Raw genomic sequence first — 988 nt, 5'->3', positions numbered from 1 at the left:
GGAAGCAATCCAAGCTCTTCTTAAAGATATTAATCTTGAGTCTGAAATTGATCGTTTGCGTGAAGAGATTCCAGCGACTAATTCAGAAACTAAGATCAAAAAACTATCTAAGCGTCTTAAGCTTATCGAATCTTTCTACGGTTCAGGCAACAAGCCCGAGTGGATGGTGTTAGATGTATTGCCAGTTCTTCCACCAGATTTGCGTCCATTAGTACCACTTGACGGTGGCCGCTTTGCAACATCTGATTTGAACGACTTGTATCGTCGAGTTATCAACCGTAACAACCGTTTGAAGCGTCTACTTGAGTTAAGTGCTCCAGATATCATTGTTCGTAACGAGAAGCGTATGCTTCAAGAATCTGTTGATGCACTGCTTGATAATGGTCGTCGTGGTCGCGCGATTACGGGTTCAAACAAGCGCCCATTGAAATCTCTTGCTGACATGATCAAAGGTAAGCAAGGTCGTTTCCGTCAAAACCTTCTTGGTAAGCGTGTAGATTATTCTGGTCGTTCGGTAATCGTTGTTGGTCCTAGCCTGCGACTTCATCAGTGTGGTCTTCCTAAGAAGATGGCACTTGAGCTATTCAAACCATTCATCTTCTCGAAGTTAGAAAGTCGTGGCCTTGCTACAACGATCAAAGCTGCTAAGAAAATGGTTGAGCGTGAAACGGCAGAAGTATGGGATATTCTTGCTGAAGTGATTCGCGAGCACCCTGTAATGCTAAATCGTGCGCCAACGCTTCACCGTCTTGGTATTCAAGCATTTGAGCCAGTTCTGATTGAAGGTAAAGCAATTCAGTTGCACCCACTCGTTTGTGCGGCATACAACGCCGACTTCGATGGTGACCAAATGGCGGTACACGTTCCATTGACCTTAGAAGCTCAGCTTGAAGCTCGTGCTCTAATGATGTCTACCAACAACATCTTGTCGCCAGCAAATGGAGAGCCGATTATCGTTCCATCACAGGACGTTGTTCTTGGTCTTTAC

Annotated in this window: 1 pseudogene; it reads left to right on the top strand. The window is 44.9% G+C overall.

What is annotated here, in order from left to right:
* Positions 1–988, top strand: a pseudogene (locus A3738_RS27880) (DNA-directed RNA polymerase subunit beta'); the annotation flags it as partial.

The organism is Oleiphilus sp. HI0066 (assembly GCF_001635725.1).
Note: the sequence above shows the minus strand (reverse complement) of the source record. Positions and strands in the feature narration are given on the sequence as shown.